At 42.6% G+C, this 22,642-nt stretch carries 20 protein-coding genes; 16 read left to right on the top strand and 4 right to left on the bottom strand.

The window, feature by feature from the left end; all coding sequences use genetic code 11:
* Positions 1-13: 13 nt before the first annotated feature.
* Positions 14-841 (bottom strand): dihydropteroate synthase, encoded by an 828-nt coding sequence (gene folP, locus OPS28_RS09855; protein WP_265609283.1) that lies wholly within the window; start codon positions 839-841, stop codon positions 14-16.
* Positions 842-921: 80 nt separating this feature from the next.
* On the bottom strand, positions 922-2,871 hold the full coding sequence (ftsH, locus tag OPS28_RS09850) for an ATP-dependent zinc metalloprotease FtsH (protein ID WP_265609282.1): 1,950 nt from the start codon (positions 2,869-2,871) through the stop codon (positions 922-924).
* Between the two features lie 573 nt (positions 2,872-3,444).
* Here ftsH and yhbY point away from each other — a divergent pair.
* Together yhbY and OPS28_RS09840 are read left to right on the top strand one after the other, a co-directional pair.
* Positions 3,445-3,738 carry a ribosome assembly RNA-binding protein YhbY gene (gene yhbY, locus OPS28_RS09845; protein ID WP_265609281.1) on the top strand — a complete coding sequence of 98 codons (294 nt, stop codon included), beginning with the start codon at positions 3,445-3,447 and terminating at the stop codon, positions 3,736-3,738.
* A 63-nt stretch (positions 3,739-3,801) separates the two neighbouring features.
* Positions 3,802-4,578: an SDR family NAD(P)-dependent oxidoreductase gene (locus OPS28_RS09840; RefSeq protein WP_265609280.1), complete on the top strand. Its 777-nt coding sequence runs from the start codon at positions 3,802-3,804 to the stop codon at positions 4,576-4,578.
* 33 nt (positions 4,579-4,611) lie between these two features.
* Here OPS28_RS09840 and OPS28_RS09835 read toward each other — a convergent pair whose 3' ends face one another.
* A complete protein-coding gene (locus OPS28_RS09835; RefSeq protein ID WP_265609279.1) occupies positions 4,612-6,999 on the bottom strand; it encodes a Lon protease family protein in 2,388 nt (795 codons plus the stop codon).
* A 191-nt stretch (positions 7,000-7,190) separates the two neighbouring features.
* Between OPS28_RS09835 and OPS28_RS09830 the strand changes: the two genes are divergently transcribed.
* The 14 genes from OPS28_RS09830 to lipA all read left to right on the top strand — a co-directional run bounded on the left by OPS28_RS09830 (position 7,191) and on the right by lipA (position 20,735).
* Entirely contained in the window at positions 7,191-7,709 is a 519-nt protein-coding gene (locus OPS28_RS09830; RefSeq protein WP_265609278.1) for an SRPBCC domain-containing protein, read from the top strand.
* 131 nt (positions 7,710-7,840) lie between these two features.
* The gene (leuS, locus tag OPS28_RS09825) at positions 7,841-10,438 is read left to right on the top strand and encodes a leucine--tRNA ligase (RefSeq protein WP_265609277.1); all 2,598 of its coding nucleotides are present in this window, start codon (positions 7,841-7,843) and stop codon (positions 10,436-10,438) included.
* Positions 10,438-10,947: an LPS-assembly lipoprotein LptE gene (locus OPS28_RS09820; RefSeq protein ID WP_265609276.1), complete on the top strand. Its 510-nt coding sequence runs from the start codon at positions 10,438-10,440 to the stop codon at positions 10,945-10,947. Before leuS ends, OPS28_RS09820 begins: the two co-directional genes overlap by 1 nt.
* Before the next feature lie 12 nt (positions 10,948-10,959).
* Positions 10,960-11,985, top strand: a complete 1,026-nt coding sequence (gene holA / locus OPS28_RS09815) for a DNA polymerase III subunit delta (protein ID WP_265609275.1) — start codon at positions 10,960-10,962, stop codon at positions 11,983-11,985.
* Positions 11,986-12,678 (top strand): nicotinate (nicotinamide) nucleotide adenylyltransferase, encoded by a 693-nt coding sequence (gene nadD, locus OPS28_RS09810; RefSeq protein ID WP_265609274.1) that lies wholly within the window; start codon positions 11,986-11,988, stop codon positions 12,676-12,678.
* A 14-nt stretch (positions 12,679-12,692) separates the two neighbouring features.
* Positions 12,693-13,010, top strand: coding sequence for a ribosome silencing factor (rsfS, locus tag OPS28_RS09805; protein ID WP_265609273.1), 318 nt, complete (start codon positions 12,693-12,695; stop codon positions 13,008-13,010).
* 37 nt (positions 13,011-13,047) lie between these two features.
* Positions 13,048-13,518 (top strand): 23S rRNA (pseudouridine(1915)-N(3))-methyltransferase RlmH, encoded by a 471-nt coding sequence (gene rlmH, locus OPS28_RS09800; RefSeq protein ID WP_265609272.1) that lies wholly within the window; start codon positions 13,048-13,050, stop codon positions 13,516-13,518.
* A 6-nt stretch (positions 13,519-13,524) separates the two neighbouring features.
* Entirely contained in the window at positions 13,525-15,426 is a 1,902-nt protein-coding gene (mrdA, locus tag OPS28_RS09795; protein ID WP_265609271.1) for a penicillin-binding protein 2, read from the top strand.
* A 1-nt stretch (position 15,427) separates the two neighbouring features.
* Positions 15,428-16,543, top strand: coding sequence for a rod shape-determining protein RodA (rodA, locus tag OPS28_RS09790; protein ID WP_265609270.1), 1,116 nt, complete (start codon positions 15,428-15,430; stop codon positions 16,541-16,543).
* Positions 16,543-17,397 (top strand): septal ring lytic transglycosylase RlpA family protein, encoded by an 855-nt coding sequence (locus OPS28_RS09785; protein WP_265609641.1) that lies wholly within the window; start codon positions 16,543-16,545, stop codon positions 17,395-17,397. Before rodA ends, OPS28_RS09785 begins: the two co-directional genes overlap by 1 nt.
* A 230-nt stretch (positions 17,398-17,627) precedes the next feature.
* Positions 17,628-18,761 carry a serine hydrolase gene (locus tag OPS28_RS09780; RefSeq protein WP_442863990.1) on the top strand — a complete coding sequence of 378 codons (1,134 nt, stop codon included), beginning with the start codon at positions 17,628-17,630 and terminating at the stop codon, positions 18,759-18,761.
* A gap of 96 nt (positions 18,762-18,857) precedes the next feature.
* Entirely contained in the window at positions 18,858-19,124 is a 267-nt protein-coding gene (ybeD, locus tag OPS28_RS09775; RefSeq protein WP_265609640.1) for a DUF493 family protein YbeD, read from the top strand.
* Positions 19,124-19,780, top strand: coding sequence for a lipoyl(octanoyl) transferase LipB (gene lipB, locus OPS28_RS09770; RefSeq protein ID WP_265609268.1), 657 nt, complete (start codon positions 19,124-19,126; stop codon positions 19,778-19,780). The genes ybeD and lipB overlap by 1 nt, the downstream gene beginning before the upstream one ends.
* Positions 19,773-20,735: a lipoyl synthase gene (gene lipA / locus OPS28_RS09765; RefSeq protein WP_265609267.1), complete on the top strand. Its 963-nt coding sequence runs from the start codon at positions 19,773-19,775 to the stop codon at positions 20,733-20,735. The genes lipB and lipA overlap by 8 nt, the downstream gene beginning before the upstream one ends.
* A 74-nt stretch (positions 20,736-20,809) precedes the next feature.
* On the opposite strand, the gene OPS28_RS09760 is transcribed toward lipA, so the two are convergent.
* Positions 20,810-22,570: a GGDEF domain-containing protein gene (locus OPS28_RS09760; protein ID WP_265609266.1), complete on the bottom strand. Its 1,761-nt coding sequence runs from the start codon at positions 22,568-22,570 to the stop codon at positions 20,810-20,812.
* Between the last annotated feature and the right edge of the window lie 72 nt (positions 22,571-22,642).

Raw genomic sequence — 22,642 nt, 5'->3', positions numbered from 1 at the left:
TTCCTTAACTTTTCTATTTTTCTATATCACTTAAGTAGTTTACGATTTTTACTGCGTCACACGTTTGTTTAACGTCGTGGACTCTCAGTATATTCGCCCCATTTAATGCAGCGATTGTAGCGACAGAAATATTACCTGCCAATCTATCTTTAACTTTTCTATCAAGTAGTGTGCCTAACATTGACTTATTTGACATCCCCACTAAAAGCGGTAGTGCATCAAAAGAAATATCGTTGAGTCGTTTTAGCATACGGTAATTATGATGAAGTGTTTTCCCAAAACCAAATCCTGGATCAAGCAAAATGCGATTTTTTCGAATGCCCGCTTCAATGCAATCTTCGACTCGCTGTCTAAAGAAATGCCGAACTTCGTTTATTACGTCGTCATATTCTGGCTGTATTTGCATAGTTTCAGGCGTACCTTGCATATGCATTAAACAAACAGGTATGTCGAGCTTTGCTACCGTTTCCATGGAATTAAACTTAGTCAGCGCATAAACATCGTTAATTAATCCAGCTCCAGCATCTGCGGCTTCTTTCATTACTGCGGCTTTGCTGGTGTCGACTGAAACAACGCAATCCACTTCCTTTACAAGAAGTTCAACAATTGGAATTACCCGTTCTAACTCTTCTTCTTCACTAACAGGTACAGCCCCAGGTCTCGTTGATTCCCCCCCCACATCAATAAAAGTTGCACCGTCCGCTACCATACGTTGGGCATGCCTGATACCGGCATCTAAGGAGTTGTATTGACCCCCATCAGAAAATGAATCAGGCGTAACATTTAATATGCCCATCACCTGAGGGCGAGATAGATCGATGATTTTATCTTTAAACTTCATAACGGGGAAAGCGGGTTTTCGGAAATATGCAAGAGAAAAGGAAAAACGCCAGAAAAGGTTCTGGCGTTTTCATTCATGTACTAACCGGGTAAATCACCAGGTTTGCCGACTGACGGTTTATCCACACCGTCATCAGTAATTTCACCTTCGCGTTGCGGGGTGCCACCGGTTGGTTTATCTCCACCGCTAGGAGTACGATCATCCCAATCTGCAGGTGGTCTCACTTCACGGCGAGCCATTAAGTCATCAATCTGTTTTGCATCAATTGTTTCATATTTCATCAATGCATCTTTCATGGTGTGCAGAATATCCACATTCTCTTCAAGAATCTTTTTCGCACGTTCATAGTTTGAATCGATGATTGCTTTGATCTCTGCGTCGATTGCTCTGGCTGTATCATCAGACATGTGAGAAGCTTTGGACATAGACTTGCCAAGAAACACTTCCCCTTCTTCCTCTGCATATAACATTGGGCCCATTTTAGTAGAAAGCCCCCATTGGGTTACCATCTTACGGGCGATATCGGTAGCTCGCTCAATATCGTTTGATGCGCCAGTAGTAACCTTTTCGTCGCCAAAGATAATTTGTTCAGCAATACGGCCTCCAAACAAACTCGAAATCATACTCTCAAGATGCTGTTTTGAATGACTAACTCTGTCTTGTTCAGGCAAATACATGGTGACACCCAACGCCCTACCACGCGGAATAATCGATACCTTATAAACCGGGTCGTGTTCAGGAACCAGTCTACCTACAATAGCATGCCCGGCCTCATGGTATGCGGTCATGGCCTTTTCATCTTCAGACATAACCATAGACTTACGCTCAGCACCCATCATGATTTTGTCTTTAGCTTTATCAAATTCTTCCATATTGACTAAGCGTTTGTTGGATCTGGCTGCAAATAAGGCTGCTTCATTCACTAAGTTGGCTAAGTCTGCACCTGAGAAGCCGGGAGTACCACGAGCGATAACGGATGGTTCTACATTATCGGCAATGGGTACTTTGCGCATATGAACTTTGAGAATTTGTTCGCGACCTCGAATATCTGGCAAGCCTACAATTACCTGGCGGTCGAAACGACCAGGACGAAGCAATGCCGGATCGAGTACGTCAGGACGGTTAGTTGCAGCTATTACAATGATACCCTCATGCCCTTCGAAACCATCCATCTCGACAAGCATTTGGTTTAGCGTTTGTTCACGCTCATCGTGGCCTCCGCCTAATCCAGCACCGCGCTGGCGACCAACTGCATCAATCTCATCGATGAAGATGATGCAGGGCGCGGCTTTTTTAGCCTGTTCAAACATATCTCTTACGCGCGAAGCACCTACACCTACGAACATTTCAACGAAATCCGAACCTGAAATGGTAAAGAATGGGACCTTAGCTTCACCCGCGATTGCTTTTGCCAGTAACGTTTTACCTGTTCCAGGCGGGCCTACCATAAGGACGCCCTTAGGAATTTTGCCGCCTAATTTCTGGAATTTACTCGGGTCTTTAAGAAAATCTACTAGCTCAGCAACATCTTCTTTTGCTTCATCGCAACCCGCAACATCAGCGAAGGTAGTTTTAATCTGATCTTCACCCAATAATCGCGCCTTACTTTTACCAAAAGACATGGCTCCGCGACCGCCGCCACCTTGCATTTGACGCATAAAGAAAATCCATACAGCAATTAGCAGTAACATGGGGAACCATGAAATAAAAATCGATGTTAAGATTGATGGTTCCTCTGGAGGTTCGCCTAAAATACGAACATCTTGTTTAACCAAATCCGATACTAATTGATCATCGAAATATGGGATATAGGTAACAAATGATTCACCATTACGCTTCGTTCCACGTATCTCACGGGCATCACTATTTATACGAACCTCACGGATATTGCCTTGATTCGCTTCTTTAAGGAAGGTTGTATAATCCGTTTGCGCCCGAGTCGATTCGCTTGGAGAAAAACTCTGAAACACCGACATCAACACAACGGCAATGACCAGCCATAAGATTAAATTTTTTGCCATATCGCTCAATGCTATTAACCTCTGTTAAAAACAACTCGGTGTAGAACAACAACGCAGCAAATTTCTTACCACAATTATTTCCTTCCGAACCGTATTTAGTAATGTAATACCAAACGAAAGGGTACTACACTTTATTTTTACACGCTACCAATTACCTAGCCGTCTCATCAACTAAACTCGGCTAAATAGTGAAATAGATCTGTTATGTTTAACTCTTCCGAAGCCCCTGTTCTAACATAAGTTCTTCTTCTATACTCGCTAGATTGTGACGCTTTCGCTAAATACAACCACTTTGTCAAAAATATTATTAATTGATTTAAAAAAGTTCAGCCTAATTTCTCGAGAAAATAAATTTTTGCCGATTTTATTTCTGTGTGGAGTAAAGTACGCGCCAACCTCTATTTGTGTTTAGTTTAGTCTGTAAAACTATCCCCTATGAACACGTTATGTGTAAATAATCCATGGCGAGTGCGAACAACTTTTGTCATTCGACCATAAACTGGTTAGGATTGTCGACCAGAAGGCGGTAGAATACTTTACTTCACGTCTTATCCACTATTTTAATTGTAAGAATTTTTAAGAATGAAACTTTCAACTAAACAAAAACAGTTTCTTAAGGGACTGGCTCACTCTCTAAAACCCGTTGTCCAGCTTGGAGCCAATGGGCTTACTGAGGGCGTGGTTGCGGAAATTGATAATGCCTTAAGTCATCATGAATTAATAAAGGTAAAAGTGCCTTCAGACGATCGTGAAGAAAAAGCATTGATTATGGACGCTATTGTACGCGAGACCCGCGCTAATAAATTGCAGGTAATTGGTCATACTTTGGTTTTATACCGGCCAAGTGAAGATAAAAAAATTCAGTTACCAAAATAAACTTTACGGCAAATTGATTGTTAATAAAGCACGCTTGTTAGCCCTACAAAGAAAGGAAAAACTATGAATTTAGAAGGAGCGACGGCCATCGTTACAGGTGGTTGTTCCGGTTTAGGTCATGCTACTGCAATAAAGTTGCGTGAAGCAGGTTTAAATGTTGCCTTATTTGATTTGAATGAAGACTTAGGAAATCAGCGGGTTTCCGAACTTGGAACAGCAAATACCATTTTTTGTCAGGTCGATGTGCGTGATGAAAAATCCGTCACCCAAGCATTAGACCAGGTTTCCGCAGAATTTGGCGACATTCATTTGCTCGTAAATTGCGCAGGTATTGCTCCGGCTAAGCGTCTACTTGACAGAGATGGCCAACCCGCTCCTTTAGAAAGTTTCCAAAAAACTATTGATATCAATTTGGTGGGTAGTTTCAACGTTGCCAGGCTAGTGGCAGCTAGAATGGCTTTACAAAATCCTCAGGGAGAAGCTAACGAGCGTGGTTTAATCGTTAATACTGCTTCTATTGCCGGTTATGAAGGTCAAATTGGACAAACAGCTTATGCGGCGAGTAAAGGGGGCATCATCGGTTTAACGTTACCTATGGCTCGAGATTTGGCGCCGTTAGGTATCCGGGTAAATACGATCGCGCCCGGTGTCATGGGAACGCCAATGGTCGTGGCGATGCCAGAAAAAGTACAGGATGCATTAACAGCGAATGTACAGTTTCCTAAACGGTTAGGGCTACCTGCTGAATTTGCTAAACTTGTCATTCATATGATGGACAATACTTATATGAACGGAGAAACAGTGCGTTTAGACGGCGCAATGAGAATGCCGCCAAAATAAGTAGGAATATTGGAGGGCATTTAACGCCCTCTTTTACTCACCATTGACGGTTAAGGCTATATTGTACAACCTGTTGACAGCGTGGTAATTGATTGAATTTTTTGGATAGCGCCCTTTACTATTAATAACACCGGCTTCTTTATTCATTAATAGGCTCAACGCCTGATCGACCGTTTCAACCGCGTAAATCCTAAATTGATCTTTTTTAACAGCATTAATAACCGCTTTGTCCAGAACTAAATTAATCGCATTGGACTTAGGGATAACTACGCCTTGATGGCCATTCAACCCTCTGTGTTGGCATAAATCAAAAAATCCTTCTATTTTTTCATTCACGCCGCCAACTGCCTGAACTTCGCCGTATTGATTAATTGACCCGGTAACGGCTATGTCTTGCGTAGCCGGAATTTCTGTTAAAGCCGAAATTAAAGCGATAAGCTCCCCCAATGAGGCGCTATCTCCATCAATATGCCCATACGACTGTTCCAACGCAATATTGGCAGAGAGTGTTAAAGGAAAATGTTGAGCGTACTTATTACCTAAATAACCCGTTAATAACATTACGCCTTTGGAATGAATAGGCTGGCCTAACTCTACTTCTCTTTCTATATCAATAACGCCGCTTGCACCCGCATATACGGTAGAAGTGATTCGGGCTGGCGTACCAAATGTAGAGTCTCCGATATCCAATACAGTCAGACCATTTACCTTACCTACCGCACTGCCTTCAGTGGCAATTAAGACATGTCCTTCCTTAATGTCTTCTAGTAAGCTTTGACTTACCCGCCCTGTACGCCGTTTTTTTGCTTCTAATGCTGTATTAATGTGCTCTAATTCAAGCTGGTCCGTGTGCGCCTTATCACAAAAATACTTGGCTTCGTGAATTAGTTCAATGACATCAGCAAAGTGAGCTGACAGACGTTTTTGATGTTCCGCCATACGCAAAGAATACTCGACTAAACGCTGCATGGCGGCTACGGATATATCGCGCATTCCAAGTTCGGCCAGTTCGCGTTTTACTCTGCCGATGAAGTCAAACTGTGACTGGCGAGTGAGTGGAATATCGGGGTCGAAGTCAACCAATACACGAAAGAGTTCCATAAATTCTTCATCGTAATCCTGCAAGGTGTAATACAGCTCACGAGAACCAAAAAGCACAATTTTGACATTGAGCTCTACTGGTTGCGGATTTAGCGTCATGGCATTGACCATCCCAACATCCTGCTGGGGTAAATCCATTTTTAGAGAACTGGACTTTATCGCTAATTTAAGTGTTTCCCACACATAGGGTTGTTCAATTAACCTTTCCACATCCAATAATAAATAACCCCCATTCGCTTTGTGCAGGGCCCCAGGACGAATCATTCGATAATTGGTATATACATTGCCATGTATACTCGTGTATTCCATTTTGCCAAACAAGTTCTGATAATTAGGATTGGCTTCATAAACGATAGGAGCGCTAGCGTTTATTTCGTGTCCCACTAATACATTGGGTAAATAAAGTTCTTCTAACAGTGCCCGACGCTCTTGTTCATCAAGCTTGTCCTCTTTATTTTCTTCTATCAGCGTGGAGATAATGGTATCAATCAGATGCCCTTTCATTCGCCGCAAATATTTTAATATTGCTAAATGCGAGGCGTATTTGTGTTCAAGGGTTTTGAGCAATGGCTTAATACAATTTTCAATCGTCTGACGATTCAATTCACGTAGCCTTTCTGAGTTTTCTCTTTTCCATGCTGGTAAACTCAATAAGCTCTCACTCAGCCTATTTTCCAATTCATCGATAAGCTGGTAATAATAGCTACGTTTCTCGTCGTCCAACTTACTAAATTCAGTATCGGTAATCGGGGAACCATTGACGATGGGAGCAAAACTAATCGTTCCCCCTTCTTCCAGCAATGCGACCTGGTTCGCCTGAGCATATCGCTCGACGGAGTCAATTGCTCGGTCATAGCGTTGATCAAACTCTCTTGCGATAGCCGCTTTACGACGTTGATACCCGGGATTATCAAAAGCGGCTGGAAATGTATCCAACAATTCGTCTATCAAATGGCTCACATCTTTGACAAATGCACGTGCGCCGCCAGCGAGCATTCTGAGTACAAAAGGCTCACGTTCTTCATCAAAATTGTTAATCAAGCACCAGTCATCAGGATTTGGAAGACTGTTTGCGTAACGTTGGATATAGTCACGAACAAGGGTATAACGACCCGTCGCCGCTTCTCCCATTACGTAAAAGTTATAGCCTTTCGCTTTCATTCCCAAACCAAAAGTCAACGCTTCACGGGCACGTTCCTGCCCGATAAAGGTGGCACTTATCGATTGACTATCTTCAAGCGCTTGCTTGATTTTACTGCGTTCTATCTGTGGGGATAACTGCTTCGAAGTAAGAGGCAAAATTGCGTGGATGCCTGACATATTCTATTCATTAAATTTCTTTGTGCTAAGTGAAACGTGATTAGGCGTCACTGTCAAACACTTCATAACGAACTGACGCAAAAAGTTGTACATGCGCGTTAAAGCGCTATATAACTTAACTATGCTATCGGGAACGCTTCTTAATTGCTGTAAACCGTTAAAGCCCATTTGATTTAAGTGGAATAATTATCATGATTAAAATCATTATTCTGGCACTGAGCCTATTTGCAGCGTACGTAAATGCAAAAGTCCTACACGTAGATAATACGGGTTTCATTATCCAAAATGAGATAGAGACCCCCCACTCATCTAAAAAAGTATGGTATGCCTTAATCAACGATGTGGATGAATGGTGGCCTAAAGATCATAGTTGGTGGAAAGGCACTTTCACTATTTCATCTTCAGCTGGAGGATGCTTCTGTGAGAAAAAAGGTAAGCAACAAGCTCAACATATGCAAATTACTTTTGTTGACCCGATGAAAATGTTGAGGATGGCTGGGGGTCTTGGCCCCTTGCAAGGCATGGGTGTATATGGCGCGTTAAATTGGAAATTTGAAAAAACAGAATCTGGAACAAAAGTGACCCTGTCTTACTATGCGCAAGGCTATCGCCCTGACGGATTTGAAGATTTGGCACCCATAGTCGCAAAAGTGCAGAATCAGCAACTTAATGCCTTAAAAGCCTTTGTAGAAAAAAACAGCGAAAAATAACGTTTAGCTAGAATATTTTTTGTATATAAGAAGAAAAGGCCAGTCCCTATTGTGATAGACCGTGGGCTTGAGGTATTCTACTGGGCTAATATTTTTAAACCATTCAGTCTATAAGCGGAAGCCTTTTTTTCATGGCCGAAAAACAGTACAACCCCAAACAAATTGAGCAATCTGTCCAGCAAAACTGGGAAGTCAATCAAACATTTAAAGCTAGTATCGATCCTGAAAAAGAAAAATTCTATTGTTTGAGTATGTTCCCCTATCCTAGTGGTCGGCTACATATGGGACATGTGCGAAATTATACCATCGGCGATGTTATCAGCCGGTTTCAGCGAATGCAGGGTAAAAATGTACTTCAACCAATGGGTTGGGATGCCTTTGGCTTGCCAGCAGAAAATGCGGCTATTAATAACAATTCGGCGCCAGCTAAATGGACTTATGCCAATATAGATTATATGAAAGGTCAGCTGAAATCGTTGGGTTTTGGCTACGATTGGGATAGAGAGGTTGCTACCTGTAAATCTGAGTATTATCGCTGGGAACAATGGTTTTTTACGCGTTTGTATGAAAAAGGCTTGGTTTATAAAAAGAATTCTACCGTAAATTGGGATCCTGTTGACCAAACCGTTCTGGCGAATGAACAGGTTATTGATGGCCGGGGCTGGCGTTCAGGCGCATTAGTTGAACAAAAAGAGATTCCTCAATGGTTTATAAAAATCACCGACTATGCCGAGGAACTGCTGGCAGACCTTGAAGAGTTACCAGAATGGCCTGAACAAGTTAAAGCGATGCAAGCTAACTGGATTGGTCGTTCTGAAGGCGTTGACATCACGTTCGATATGGTTGAAAAAAACACTCCAGTTGAATCGGTAACCGTGTACACAACTCGTCCCGATACGGTTTTCGGCGTAACCTATTTGGCAGTGGCCGCGCAACATCCGTTAGCAGAGTTTGCTGCTGAGTCTAACTCTGAATTAGCAGACTTCATTGACTCATGCAAAAACACCAAAGTGGCGGAAGCTGAATTAGCCACCATGGAAAAACAAGGCTTTGCCACGGGCCTTTCAGTAATCCACCCGTTAACTAAGCAGGCTATTCCAGTTTGGGTTGCTAATTTTGTATTAATGGAATATGGCTCGGGTGCAGTGATGTCTGTACCTGCACATGACCAACGAGACTGGGAATTCGCCCAGCAATATTTTCTACCCATACGACAGGTTATTGTCCCTGCCAATAATGCAGAAATTAATTTAGACCAATCGGCTTATACTGAAAAAGGTGTACTGATTAATTCTGATAAATTCAACGACCTAGATTTCAACGCTGCGTTTACCCAAATTGCAAGCGAGCTGGAAAAATTGGGGCATGGTAAACGCAAAGTCAATTATCGTTTGCGGGACTGGGGCGTAAGTCGACAGCGCTACTGGGGAGCTCCTATTCCAATGTTAAATTTGGAAAATGGCGAATCCGTTCCGGTACCTGCAGATGAATTACCGGTAGTTCTACCTGAAGATGTGGTCATGGATGGTGTTACTTCACCAATAAAAGCAGATCCGGAGTGGGCTAAATCCAACTTCAATGGCGAAATGGCGCAACGCGAAACAGATACTTTCGACACCTTCATGGAGTCGTCTTGGTACTATGCACGCTATACCAGCGCAATGGAAAATGACGCCATGCTCGATCCTAAGGAAGCCAATTACTGGTTACCTGTTGATCAATATATCGGTGGAATTGAACACGCTATATTGCATCTGCTCTATGCGCGCTTTTTCCATAAATTACTGCGTGACGAAGGCCTTGTTCAATCTAACGAACCATTTAAAAAGCTGCTATGTCAAGGAATGGTATTAGCTGATTCGTTCTACAGTGAAGATGCGAATGGTAAGAAGACATGGTATCCCCCAACTGATATTTCTACCGAAAAAGATGACAAAGGCCGTATTGTTAAAGCGTGGATAACCGAAACCAATGAGGTGGTGATCCATGGCGGCATGACAAAGATGTCTAAATCTAAAAATAATGGCATTGATCCGCAGCACGTTATCGATCAATATGGTGCTGATACAGTCAGGCTCTTCACCATGTTTGCTGCGCCTCCAGAACAAACTCTCGAGTGGGTCGACTCAGGTGTAGAAGGGGCCAATAGATTTCTCCGTCGGGTATGGAAGTTAGTTCATGATCACATTGACGATGAGGCTGTCGATTTAACCAATTTTTCTAATTTGAACAATTCGCAAAAATCTTTACGCCGTGAAGTACATAAAACTATCGAAAAAGTCACTGATGATTTAGGTCGTCGGCAAACGTTTAACACGGCAATCGCAGCTATTATGGAGCTGCTTAATCATCTACAAAAAGCTTCAGTGGATAGTACTGAAGATAGAATGGTTATGCGTGAAGCTGTTGAATCGATTGTGTTGTTGTTAAATCCGATAACCCCGCACATATGTCATCAATTGTGGCAAGATCTGGGTCACCAAACCCCAATTGAGCATGTGCAATGGCCTGTGGCTGATCCCGCTGCTTTAGTGGAAGACGAGAAATTAATTATCGTCCAGGTAAATGGTAAGCTACGCGCTAAAATAACAGTAGCAGCCAACGCTAGTGAAGATGACGTGAAGACGCAAGCAATGGCGCAACCTAATGTCACTCAGTTCACAGACGGTAAGACCGTAAGAAAAGTGATAGTAGTACCCGGCAAGCTCGTTAATATTGTTGCTAACTAATGAGCTTCTCTCGCTTTTTACTTATAATGTGCCTGTCTTCGGTATTGGTGGCATGCGGCTTCAAATTAAGGGGAGACCATTCTCTCCCTGCGGGCTATAAGCATTTACACGTTGAATCGATGCACAGCCATGCGCCGCTTAAACGCGCATTGAACAAGCGCTTGGAAATTTACAATATTGTTCCGGTTGTAGATATGGCAAAGGAAAGCCACGTTCACACTATAACTATTACATTAGCACCTGAAAAACTTGAACGAAGGTTGCTATCTGTATTTTCCACCGGCCAGGTTGCTGAATACGAACTAATATTAGGCGTTCCCTACACTGTTAAATTTGGTGATAATGATTTAATTGAAGCCTATTTTGAAGTAGTTAGGGATTACCAGGATGATCCTGATCAAGTATTGGCAAAGTCAAGAGAGCTTGAACTAGTACTGAGTGAAATGCGACGTGAGGCAGCTGACCGAATCATTCGCCGGCTATCAAGTCAGTCAACAACTCGAATATAGTCGAAATATTACATGCAAGTTTTTCCTAATCGTTTTAATGAAGAGTTGGCAAAACGCATCCACCCATTCTATTTATTGTTTGGCGATGAGCCACAGCAAAAGATAGAAATGATTGATGCCGTACGCGAGCAATCAAAGCGTGCAGGTTTTGAAGAGAGAACTTCCTTTGTGGCAGACTCTGACTTTGAATGGTCTCAATTAATAGAGGCCACTCAAACCTTGTCTCTATTTGCTAGCAAACAACTTATCGAGCTTGAATTACCCACCGGAAAGCCAGGAACAGAAGGAAGCAAAACCTTTGCGATGTTGGCAGAACAGGTAAATGATGATGTCATTATTGTGGTTCATGGCCCACGTATTGGGAAAGATGTGCAGAAAGCCAAATGGTTTAAAGCACTTGATTCAGTAGGCGTATATAGCCTTTGCTATCCACTTGAAGGTAATGCCCTGACCCAATGGATTAGCCAACGTTGTAAGCTAGCGAAATTGAATCTGGATAATACGTGTATTAAGCGTCTTGCTGATTACTGTGAAGGCAACCTACTCGCTGCGCGCCAGGAAATAGATAAGCTTTCATTGCTCTATCAACAAGACTATATCACCCTTGAATTACTCGACAAGGCGTTAGTAGATCACTCAAGGTTTAATGTATTTCAACTTATCGACGTTATTTTAAGTGGTGACAACCATCGGTGTGTCAAAATGTTACTCCGATTGGAGAGCGAGGGTATTGAGCCTAACATTCTAATTTGGGCGCTAGTACGAGAATGGCAGACGCTATGGTCACTAAACCAATTGCGTGATGCCAATCAGCCTATCGCCTGGCAAAAACTCGGTATTTGGAAAAACCGCCAAGCTTTTTATCAGACAGCCCTGACGCGTTTAAATAGAAAACACCTTGAAATCATACGCGAGCAATTACAACAAGCGGATTTACTTTTTAAGCAGACAACGGTGAATAAGCCATTTGTAAAATTATGTCATTTATGCATGCTTTTTTTGGCAGTACCTGTGCAGCAATATGAAGTGGCAGAATAAGTGACAACTTGCTTTTCTTCTATTGCCCTGCTTGGGGGTACTTTTAATCCGCCTCACTATGGCCACATTCAGCCAGCCATAGCTGCCATCGAAATTATCGGGGCAGAAAAGTTAGGCCTTATGCCTTGCAAGGTTCCACCGCATAAGCAATTGGCTGAAGTTAACCAAACGCATAGGGTAAAAATGACAGAGCTAGCCTGTTCAGTCGACCCCAGACTATATACAGAGCTTTGTGAGCTATCGTTACCTGCCCCCTCATATAGTGTGAAAACGTTCCAGGCACTCCGCGCCTTGTACCCGCAAACGGCTCTCCTATTTTTAATGGGGGAAGATTCGTTTTATCATCTTACGAGCTGGTATAAGTGGCAGATGCTTACTGATTATTGCCACATAGTTGTAATGCGCCGAAAAGGCTGCAAACCTCCCTTGCCTGTAGAACAAAAAAAATGGCTACAAAATTCGTATAGCGAGGTCGAATGTGGAAAATTTGAATCGATTTCGGGTAATGTATATTTGGTGGATACTCCTTATTTTACTGTTTCATCAACATTAATACGACAAGAACTAGCCAACTATTTTCACGCTGGCCCCGTTGCTGCTAAAGAGATTGAGCATAAAATAATAAAGTGGCTCCCGCCGCAAGTATTCGACTATATTAAAGCTAACCGACTGTATGATGCAGTCATTACATAGATAGAGGAGCAAAATTGGAGAGTCAACAACTCAAGCAATTTGTGAAAGACAAAATTGACGATATGAAAGGCCGCGACGTAACAGAGTTAGACGTACACGGTAAATCGACTATTACTGATACCATGATCATATGCTCAGGTAATTCTAAACGACACGTAATTTCTATAGCGGATAAGATATTGGTTGAAACCAAACATGCCGGTCATCCGCCATTAAACGTGGAAGGAAAAGAGAGCGGTGAATGGGTACTGGTTGACCTGGGTGACATCATCGTGCATGTTATGCAAGATGAAACCCGCGACTTTTATCAGTTAGAAAAGCTGTGGGATTAACGAAGCTGTCATTAACTTAACTTGGTAAAGCAATCACGTGCGCATTCAAATCGTCGCTGTTGGAACGAAGATGCCCGATTGGGTCGATCATGGGGTAAACGAATTTTTGCGCCGGTTTGGCCCAGATATGGACGTGTACTTCAGTCCTGTTGCCGCCGGTAAAAGGGGCAAAAATGCTGATATAGCGCGTATTCTAAAAGCCGAGGGAGAGGCTATGCTCTCCCGCGTGGAGAAAAGCCATCGTATCGTAACCCTCGAAGTCCATGGCAAACCCTGGTCTACTGATCAACTCGCAACGCAGTTAGATAACTGGAAGATGGACGGGCGCGATGTCAGCATGCTTATTGGTGGACCAGAAGGTCTCTCACCAGAATGTATTGCAGCAGCCGATCAGAAATGGTCTCTCTCCCCGTTGACCCTTCCCCATCCATTAGTCAGAATTATTGTGGCAGAAAGTCTTTATAGGGCCTGGACGGTAACCCAGAATCACCCCTATCATCGAGAGTAAATTAAGTTGATGAGAAAACGCCAGACAATTCGCGATCATACCGCTGAAGCGAACCTCTTTGCTCGTCGTGCTACTGTGGCAATTCTTATTGTCTTTTTCATGCTGAGTATAATCGTCAGTAACCTTTATGTACTCCAAGTGGAGCAATATGAAGACTTTCAGACACGCTCGAACGGTAATCGAATTAAAGTGCTTCCGATTGCGCCTAATAGAGGCCTTATCTACGATCGTAATGGCGTATTACTGGCGGAAAACCGACCTGTTTTTAGTTTAGAACTCATCCCCGAACAAATTGACAATCTGCCGTTCACGTTAGGCGAATTAACGAAATTATTAGATATTTCAGATGAAGAAATCGAAAATTTTTTCGCCACAATTAGAGGCCAGCGCCGCTTTAAACCTGTGGCGTTGAGAACGCAGCTTAACGAGGAAGAAGTGGCACGTTTTTCTGCACAAAAACACCGCTTTCCTGGCGTTAATATTGAAGCAAGGTTATCTCGCCATTACCCTTATGGAAGCACATTAACGCATGTACTAGGTTATGTCGCTAAGATTAACAAAAATGATTTGCAAAAAATTGTTGAAGCAGGACAGGAAGCAAATTATGCAGCCACTTATGATATCGGCAAACTAGGCATCGAAAAATTTCATGAGGATCTATTACACGGAACGGTTGGCTTCCAACAAGTGGAGGTGAACAACCAAGGCAGAATCATACGTATTTTAAACGTTGATCCCCCCCAACCTGGGAAAGATATTGTATTAAATATCGACATAGAATTACAGTTAGCGGCGCAACGCGAACTTGATGGGCAAAGAGGATCGATAGTTGTAACATCGCCCCAAACTGGTGGCGTACTCGCTATGTACAGCAGTCCAAGCTATGACCCTAATTTATTTGTACATGGTATCAGTCGAAAAAACTACTCCGCGCTACTTAACTCAGAGGATCGACCGCTAATAAATCGCGCGACGCAAGGTCAGTATCCGCCTGCTTCGACCGTCAAACCCCATTTAGCATTGCTTGGGCTGGAACAGGAAATCATAACGCAACAAACAACTATCAATGATCATGGAAGGTATCGCCTTCCAAATGTAAATCACGTTTGGCGAGATTGGAAACGTTGGGGTCACGGAAAAGTCAATGTTACCAAAGCGATAGAAGTCTCCTGTGATACTTTTTACTATGACTTAGCCTATCAACTTGGTATTGACCGAATTAGTGAAGCGATGACTGAATTTGGTTTTGGCGACTATACTGGGATTGACCTATATGAAGAATCTGATGCCAATATGCCCAGCAGAGGCTGGAAGCGAGCTCGCTTCAATCAACCTTGGTATATCGGTGATACTATTCCCGTAGGGATTGGCCAAAGTTTTTGGACAACCACCCCAATCCAACTTACGCATACTGTTAATACATTAATTAACCGAGGTGAGCGTTATGTACCGCAAATTATGCGTGGGTTTATGAGTGAGGTTGGTACAATAGAACTTGAACCGTTAAAATCTCTAAGGCCAATTGTTGTTAAAGAGCCTAAAAACTGGAATATTGTACTTGATGCCATGTACGGCGTGGTAAATCGCGAGGATGGTACTGCACAAGCTGCATTTATAGATACACCTTATGTTTCCGCAGGAAAAACCGGAACAGCACAGCTGTTCTCGGTTGGCCAAAATGAAAGTTATGAGGAGGAAAATGTTGCCGAAAGATTACGGGACAACGCCATGTATGTGGGTTACGCGCCGTATGAATCACCCGAAATGTCAATTACCGTTGTCCTCGAAAATGCAGGGGGCGGGAGTAGTAACGCCGCACCTATAGCTCGGAATATGATGGATTTTTTCTTTCGTAATCATTCTTTTCCAACGCAGCTGACAAACGCTGAAACCCAAGCAAAGATGTAGAATGAAAAGAACACAAATTAGACCCAACCAAGTCACCTTCTTACAGCGCATTCATGTTGATGGTGTGCTCCTTTTAGGTTTATTGATACTGATGGCTGTCGGCTTGGCAACATTATATTCAGCTACGGGACAAGATGCAGGCCAGTTACAACGCCAGTTTATGCGGATGGGAGTAGCATTAATTGTGATGTTGGTTATGGCGCAGGTGCCGCCCATGGCCTATAGAAGACTTTCGATCTATGCATTTGCCATCGGCATCTTAATGCTTATTGCCGTACTACTTTTTGGCGATATAGGTAAAGGCGCTCAACGTTGGCTCGACCTTAAAGTTATTCGCTTTCAACCTTCTGAAATGATGAAGCTGGCCGTACCCATGATGGTCGCCTGGTATATCAGTAATTACAATCTACCGCCTAAAACGAACCAAGTGTTTATAGCGTTCGTCATTGTCGTTGTCCCGACCATACTTATTGCAAAACAACCCGATTTGGGCACCTCATTATTGATCGCAAGTTCAGGCATTTTCGCAATTTTTTTAGCAGGCATGAGCTGGCGTTTGATTGGTTTTCTCACCTTGCTTGGCGGCGCATTTCTGCCCATTATGTGGTTCTTCCTCATGAAGGAATATCAAAAACAGCGAGTTATTACCTTTATGAATCCGGAAAGCGACCCACTCGGTGCGGGTTACCACATTATTCAGTCGAAAATAGCCATCGGTTCCGGTGGTTTACGAGGTAAAGGATGGCTGGAAGGAACTCAATCTCAGCTTGAGTTTTTACCGGAACGGCATACAGATTTTATTTTTTCCGTTTTCAGCGAAGAGTTTGGTTTATTCGGCGTATTGGGCTTACTGGCAATTTATCTGTTTATTATTACCCGGGGTCTGATTATCGCGAATCGAGCTCAGGACGCATATAGTAAACTGCTCGCAGGAAGTATCACGCTTACTTTTTTTGTCTATGTGTTTGTTAACATGGGGATGGTGTCGGGGTTATTACCGGTAGTGGGCGTTCCATTGCCGCTAGTCAGTCATGGCGGCACATCAATGGTGACATTAATGGCAGGATTTGGCATGCTAATGGCTATAAGTACACAAAAGAGATTGTTATCACGGTGATGCGCTATGTAGTGGTTTTATTATTGTTGATAACCATTGTCGGTTGTCAAACTCCTTCACAAGGAAGATATAAACAGCGGTACGACTCTGCACCACGTTTTCAACATAAAGAAATATCCATTGTGGACGCAGTTCCTAAGTACGAACCTTACCGCAGTTATAACAGTCGTCCCTATGAAGTATTGGGCCAACGCTATTTCCCACTTCAAACAGGAAAAGGATTTGAAGAGGAAGGCTACGCGTCTTGGTATGGACAAAAATTCCACGGCCACCTTACTTCAAATGGTGAAACCTACAATATGTTCGCGATGACGGCGGCGCACAAGACTCTGCCCCTCCCCTCTTATGTTCGTGTTACCAATTTGGAAAATAACAAACAAGTGATAGTAAGAGTGAATGACAGGGGGCCGTTCCATCCAGATCGTATTATTGATTTATCTTACGCTGCTTCTCACAAATTAGGTTATCAGAGCAAGGGCACTGCCAAAGTGCGGCTTGAAGTAATCCACTTTGACGAAGAGAACAACGTCACTATAGGGAGTCAACCCACAATGACATATGCTGAATATGCGGTCATAGATGTGCCTGTGCGTAAAGCTGAAGAACAGACCAAAGTGACGTTTACCCCTGGCTTATATATTCAGGTAGCTGCTTTATCAGATATAGAAAAAGCGCGCTCTGTTTCGACCGTTCTTTCTTCTCTTTATCAGGTACCAGCTGAAATACCCTTGGTCAATAATATATATAAACTTCGCCTGGGACCTTTATCCGATCGATTCCAGGCGAAAATGCTTTTGGCCGAATTGAAGAAAAACGGTTACCCCGGCGCTTACACCGTTGAGATGAATTTATAAACAACTCGGCTTAACTGTAAGGTGGAGGGTAAAAGGTGTTAATTTCGGGGCTTTACAGTGGAAAACTGGCAGTTTATCTATTAAAAGCTAAACTTTTTCGGTAAAACCTAGTCGTATAACAGCCCTTACGTTAGAATTCACACACTATTGTCGTTACGATTACACGATTGAAAAATATAATTATGCAAAAAAAGATATTACGCGCTAAATCACTGTCACTTTTTAGCATTATGCTAATGGCGACGAGTTTCACTTTTTCCGCAGCTGCTGCTGTGGTGATCCCCCCTGCCCCCAGCGTTGATGCCAAAGGCTTCATTCTAACTGATTTCGAAACTGGTCACGCCATCGCAGATCAAAATGCTGATATGCAACTTGCTCCTGCTAGCCTTACTAAAATGATGACTGCATATGTGGTAGGAAAAGAACTAAATGAGGGGAATATAGCGCTAACTGATAAAGTCACAGTTTCAGAGAATGCCTGGGCCAAAAAATTTCCCGAGTCATCTAAAATGTTTATTGAAGTAGGAACTCAAGTAACTGTTGATGAACTGTTACATGGCATGATAATTCAATCTGGAAATGATGCTTGTGTTGCTTTAGCCGAGCATGTAGCTGGCTCGGAAAGCGCATTTGCAAGTATGATGAATGCGCATGCGGCACATTTAGGTATGACAGGGTCGAATTTTGTTAATAGTCACGGTCTGCACGACCCCGACCATTTCACCACCCCTAGAGACATGGCAATTTTATCGAAAGCATTAATTGAAGAAACACCTGATGTTTACGGGTTATTTAAAATAAAAAAATATACCTACAACGGTATCAAACAATACAATCGAAATAGTTTATTGTGGGACCAGAGTCTCAATGTTGATGGAATTAAAACCGGACATACCTCAGATGCGGGTTACAGTTTAGTGACTTCAGCCGAGCAAGGGGACATGCGGCTGGTTTCAGTGGTAATGGGTACAGATAGTGAACGTGCTCGTAAAATTGAAAATAAAAAGCTGTTGCGTTATGGATTTCGTTTTTACGAAACGGTAACGCCTTACAAGGCCGGCGAGAGTTTTGTATCACACCGTATTTATATGGGAGACAGAGAAACGGTGGACCTGGGCATCAATCAACCAACACCTATTACGATACCCCGCGGTCAAGCAGATAATCTGGAAGCTAATTTCGAACTGAACAAAAAGTTAGAAGCCCCCCTGGCTAAAGGTCAGGTGGTAGGAACGCTTTATCTGCAATTAGAGGGCGAAGATGTGGCTCAATATCCGTTAGTGACATTGCAAGAAGTAAAAGAAGGTAGCTTTTTCGACCGCATTATTGATTATATAATGTTACAGCTTGGATGGGGCGAATAACGCCCTATCAATGTTGGATAATGTAAAACGGTGGCAGGATTTGCTATAATCCAGCCGCCGTTTTTTTGTTTAACACAATTGAGTTTTGAAGGATATCTGATGGATACCCGTTTTGATGAATTATTGGACTTCCCTACCTATCAGACTTTTAAAGTGATGGGTGTAGCTGACGATGCGCTTCCTAACGAGGTGGTCAGCTGTTTACAGAGGTTAGCGCCGGGCGATTACTCCCCTACGATTAAGCCTAGTAGTAAAGGTAACTACCACTCTGTATCCGTCAGCGTTCGTGTCACCAGCAAAGAACACATGGAAGAAATTTACACAGAGTTAGCCAAAATTGAACTAGTACGAGTTGTGCTGTAGTGTCAGATAAGAAACTTCCCGTTGTAATAAGACATTTACACCGTCAGCCTTACTTACCAATATGGCAGAGGATGCAACAACTTACTGATACTCGCCATGAACAAACCAATGATGAAATATGGTTAGTGGAACATGAACCTGTTTTTACTCAGGGGCAGGCAGGGAAAGAAGAGCACCTTTTAATGCCTGGAGATATTCCGGTAGTAAAAGTCGATCGAGGTGGCCAGGTAACTTATCATGGCCCCGGCCAAATGGTTGTTTATCTTATGATTGACATCAAACGGCGTAAATTAGGAGTTCGTCATTTAGTGAATGCAATGGAAAATGCCGTCATTAAAGTGCTTGCAGATTTCCATATTCAAGCCGAGGCGAAAAAGGATGCGCCCGGTGTATATGTGAAGGATAAAAAAGTGTGCTCGGTTGGTCTTCGTATACGCCGAGGTTGTTCTTTTCATGGACTGGCATTAAATGTCAATATGGATTTGAACCCATTCACACGTATCAATCCATGTGGATATGCTGGGCTAGAAATGGTAGATACACATACGCTGAATGGGCCATCAACTTTGGCACAAACGGCCCCCATTTTAGTAAATCAGCTGTTAGGTGAATTAAACATCACCGAATCAATAAATAAAGAAGGTTTCGATGAGTAGCGCCCGACCAAAAGCTGGAGTAAAACTCCGCGACGACGAAAAAGTTAAACATATTCCGGTGACGATTATCCCCACTAAGAAGGAGCAGATGCTTCGCAAACCTGAGTGGATAAAAATCAAACTTCCAAGAACCACCGACAAGATTGATCATATTAAAGCAACCTTGCGCAAAAACAATCTACACTCTGTATGTGAAGAAGCCAGTTGCCCAAATCTCGCTGAGTGCTTCAACCATGGCACCGCTACATTTATGATCCTGGGAGATATCTGTACGCGACGCTGTCCATTTTGCGATGTAGCTCATGGCAAGCCGCTTCCTCCGAGTGCAGAAGAGCCTCAAAAGCTGGCTAAAACAATTGCCGAAATGAATTTAAGATACGTAGTGATCACATCGGTTGACCGTGATGATTTGCGGGATGGTGGTGCTCAGCATTTTGTTGATTGTATTAATGCTATCCGTGAACACAGCCCCACTACCACTATTGAAGTATTAGTGCCGGACTTTAGAGGAAGAATGGATCGCGCATTAGAAATTTTCAAACAAGGTGTACCAGATGTTTTCAATCATAATCTGGAAACCATACCTCGTCTGTACCGAGAGTGCCGCCCGGGTGCTAATTATCAATGGTCTCTGGATTTACTTAAAAGGTTCAAAGAGCAACACCCAGACATACCTACTAAATCAGGATTGATGATGGGGATGGGCGAAGAAAATGACGAAATAAAGAAAGTGCTGGAAGATTTACGTTCACACAATGTTGATATGTTGACGTTAGGTCAGTATTTACAACCTAGTCGTCACCATTTCCCAGTTAAACGCTATGTTCCACCCGCAGAGTTTGATGATTTAGGAGACTTTGCCAAAGAGATTGGTTTTTCACACGCAGCCTGTGGCCCTATGGTCCGTTCCAGTTATCATGCTGACAGGCAAGCCGCGGGCGAAGAAGTCAAATAGGTAAGTAAGTACAGACGTAAAAACCATCAAAAGCCTGAACTAATATTCAGGCTTTTGTCTATTTATCTATTCGCTCAGGCGAATTGTTCGTTACCAACGTACTCGTACACCTGATTTCTACCATGCTGTTTGGACTGAAATAAAGCGAGGTCCGACGCTGCGATCAGGTTCTCTAACTTATACCCCACCTGGTTAGTATCGCTCACACCAAAGCTTGCACTTAACGAAAACTGATAACCCGTCGCGTCAGTATTTACCTGACATATTGCTTCCCGACACAACTCTGCCAGCTTTAATCCATCATCAACAGTAGCATTTTCCAGCAGGATGCCGAACTCCTCTCCCCCCATTCTTCCAATCGCTACATTCGCAGGTACTCGTTTTTTAATTGTGCTTACAACTTCGCATAAAGCCCAATCGCCAGTTTGATGGCCGTAAGCGTCGTTTACCTGCTTAAAGTAATCCAAATCGAGTAATAAAAGCGTGGCGGTAGTGTTCTGTTTTTTTGCCGATTCCAATAGTGACTTCACATATTCCGTAAAGTATCCACGGTTATAAAGTCCGGTCAACGTATCCGTTCTAGCCAATTGTTCCAGGTTCTTTTGATTGCGTCTGCTTAAGAAGCTCCATACAAGTAACACCAGTAAGATAAACAGCATTAAAAATAACGCCATCAAAAAGCTTTCTTTTTCTCGTGTAACAAGTTCAGATTCTACGGTAAGTAATTTGTTTTGATTATCCAGTAGATTAATTTTATTTTGTTTTTGCTGAGATTCAAAACGGGCTTGTTGGAAGCCAATCTGTCTCGCTATTTCCTGACTATTGAACTGATTACGATTCTCTTGAAGAAACTCCAAATAATCAACAGCTTGCTTATAGTTTCCTCTTTCTTTAGCTAGTTCAACCAACACTTCATACGAAATAATACTGGCTAATATATTTTCGGCTTTTTCGTCTAACGAAACCGCCCTCATTGCAAAATGTTCAGCCTTCGTGTATTCCTTGTTTAATAAAAAGAGCTTTGCCACCTTCGCGTAAAATATAGTGGTTAGATATATTGCATCATGTTTATCCACTTGTTTTTTTACTTTAGGCATAATTTGAACAGCCAGATTCAGCCGCCCTGTTTGCATATAATGATACAATAAATAGGTTAAATTGAGCGTTGCATAGTAGCTATTATCGACCCGTTTACATAGATCCCGCGTTTTTAAAAACACTTCTTCAGATATAAACTTAGATTCATGCGAATACTCTAATTCATTCTTAAAAGATGAAAAGTAACATTTATCATCGGCGGTTAAGCTTTTAAGGTTCTGTGCTGTCAATAAATAGTCGAGCGCGATATCCGGAAGTGAGGCATTTTTATAAAATGAGATTAATCCTTTCGAGGCTTCTATCAATGCTCTTTCACTGGTATTTTTATCCAATTCTTGTTTTAGTTGCTCAGCGTAGTAAAAACCTTCACTCCACCTACCATTATAAGAAGCAATATTGATCATTGATTGCAAAACACGGATTCGAATTATTCGGTCCTGAATGCTCGGCAGTAACAATTTATAGCGCTTAAAGGTATCAAATAGATTACCATCAAAAGATGAATGATAAATTAACAGATACTGGTGTAGTGCGCGGTCTCTGGAAGAAAGTTGTGACACATCGATATCAGCAAGAATATCCTTCGACTTCTCTCTATTAGACAGCCTTATGTGATCGGCTTGGAGCAAACGACTTTGGCTGCTCGCAGTGCTATCACTGGCATAGGTTTCGGATTGAGCCTTTGTCGCAACGCTGAATAAGATTATTAAAAATAAAAACCAAAACTTTACATTCATTAGATAACGAACTTTGAAACTGAAAATTGGAAATAAATTATTGCCTCCTTTTAACGAGCAGGCATTCTTTCG

The organism is Alteromonas sp. ASW11-130 (assembly GCF_026183735.1).
Taxonomy (GTDB): domain Bacteria; phylum Pseudomonadota; class Gammaproteobacteria; order Enterobacterales; family Alteromonadaceae; genus Alteromonas.
Note: the sequence above shows the minus strand (reverse complement) of the source record. Positions and strands in the feature narration are given on the sequence as shown.

Excerpts from the sequence above, each read along its gene's own strand:
- folP (WP_265609283.1), bottom strand. The coding sequence starts at position 841 with ATGAAGTTTAAAGATAAAATCATCGATCTATCTCGCCCTCAGGTGATG.
- yhbY (WP_265609281.1), top strand. The coding sequence starts at position 3,445 with ATGAAACTTTCAACTAAACAAAAACAGTTTCTTAAGGGACTGGCTCAC.
- OPS28_RS09840 (WP_265609280.1), top strand. The coding sequence starts at position 3,802 with ATGAATTTAGAAGGAGCGACGGCCATCGTTACAGGTGGTTGTTCCGGT.
- OPS28_RS09835 (WP_265609279.1), bottom strand. The coding sequence starts at position 6,999 with ATGTCAGGCATCCACGCAATTTTGCCTCTTACTTCGAAGCAGTTATCC.
- OPS28_RS09830 (WP_265609278.1), top strand. The coding sequence starts at position 7,191 with ATGATTAAAATCATTATTCTGGCACTGAGCCTATTTGCAGCGTACGTA.
- leuS (WP_265609277.1), top strand. The coding sequence starts at position 7,841 with ATGGCCGAAAAACAGTACAACCCCAAACAAATTGAGCAATCTGTCCAG.
- OPS28_RS09820 (WP_265609276.1), top strand. The coding sequence starts at position 10,438 with ATGAGCTTCTCTCGCTTTTTACTTATAATGTGCCTGTCTTCGGTATTG.
- holA (WP_265609275.1), top strand. The coding sequence starts at position 10,960 with ATGCAAGTTTTTCCTAATCGTTTTAATGAAGAGTTGGCAAAACGCATC.
- rodA (WP_265609270.1), top strand. The coding sequence starts at position 15,428 with ATGAAAAGAACACAAATTAGACCCAACCAAGTCACCTTCTTACAGCGC.
- OPS28_RS09785 (WP_265609641.1), top strand. The coding sequence starts at position 16,543 with ATGCGCTATGTAGTGGTTTTATTATTGTTGATAACCATTGTCGGTTGT.
- OPS28_RS09780 (WP_442863990.1), top strand. The coding sequence starts at position 17,628 with ATGCTAATGGCGACGAGTTTCACTTTTTCCGCAGCTGCTGCTGTGGTG.
- lipA (WP_265609267.1), top strand. The coding sequence starts at position 19,773 with ATGAGTAGCGCCCGACCAAAAGCTGGAGTAAAACTCCGCGACGACGAA.
- OPS28_RS09760 (WP_265609266.1), bottom strand. The coding sequence starts at position 22,570 with ATGAATGTAAAGTTTTGGTTTTTATTTTTAATAATCTTATTCAGCGTT.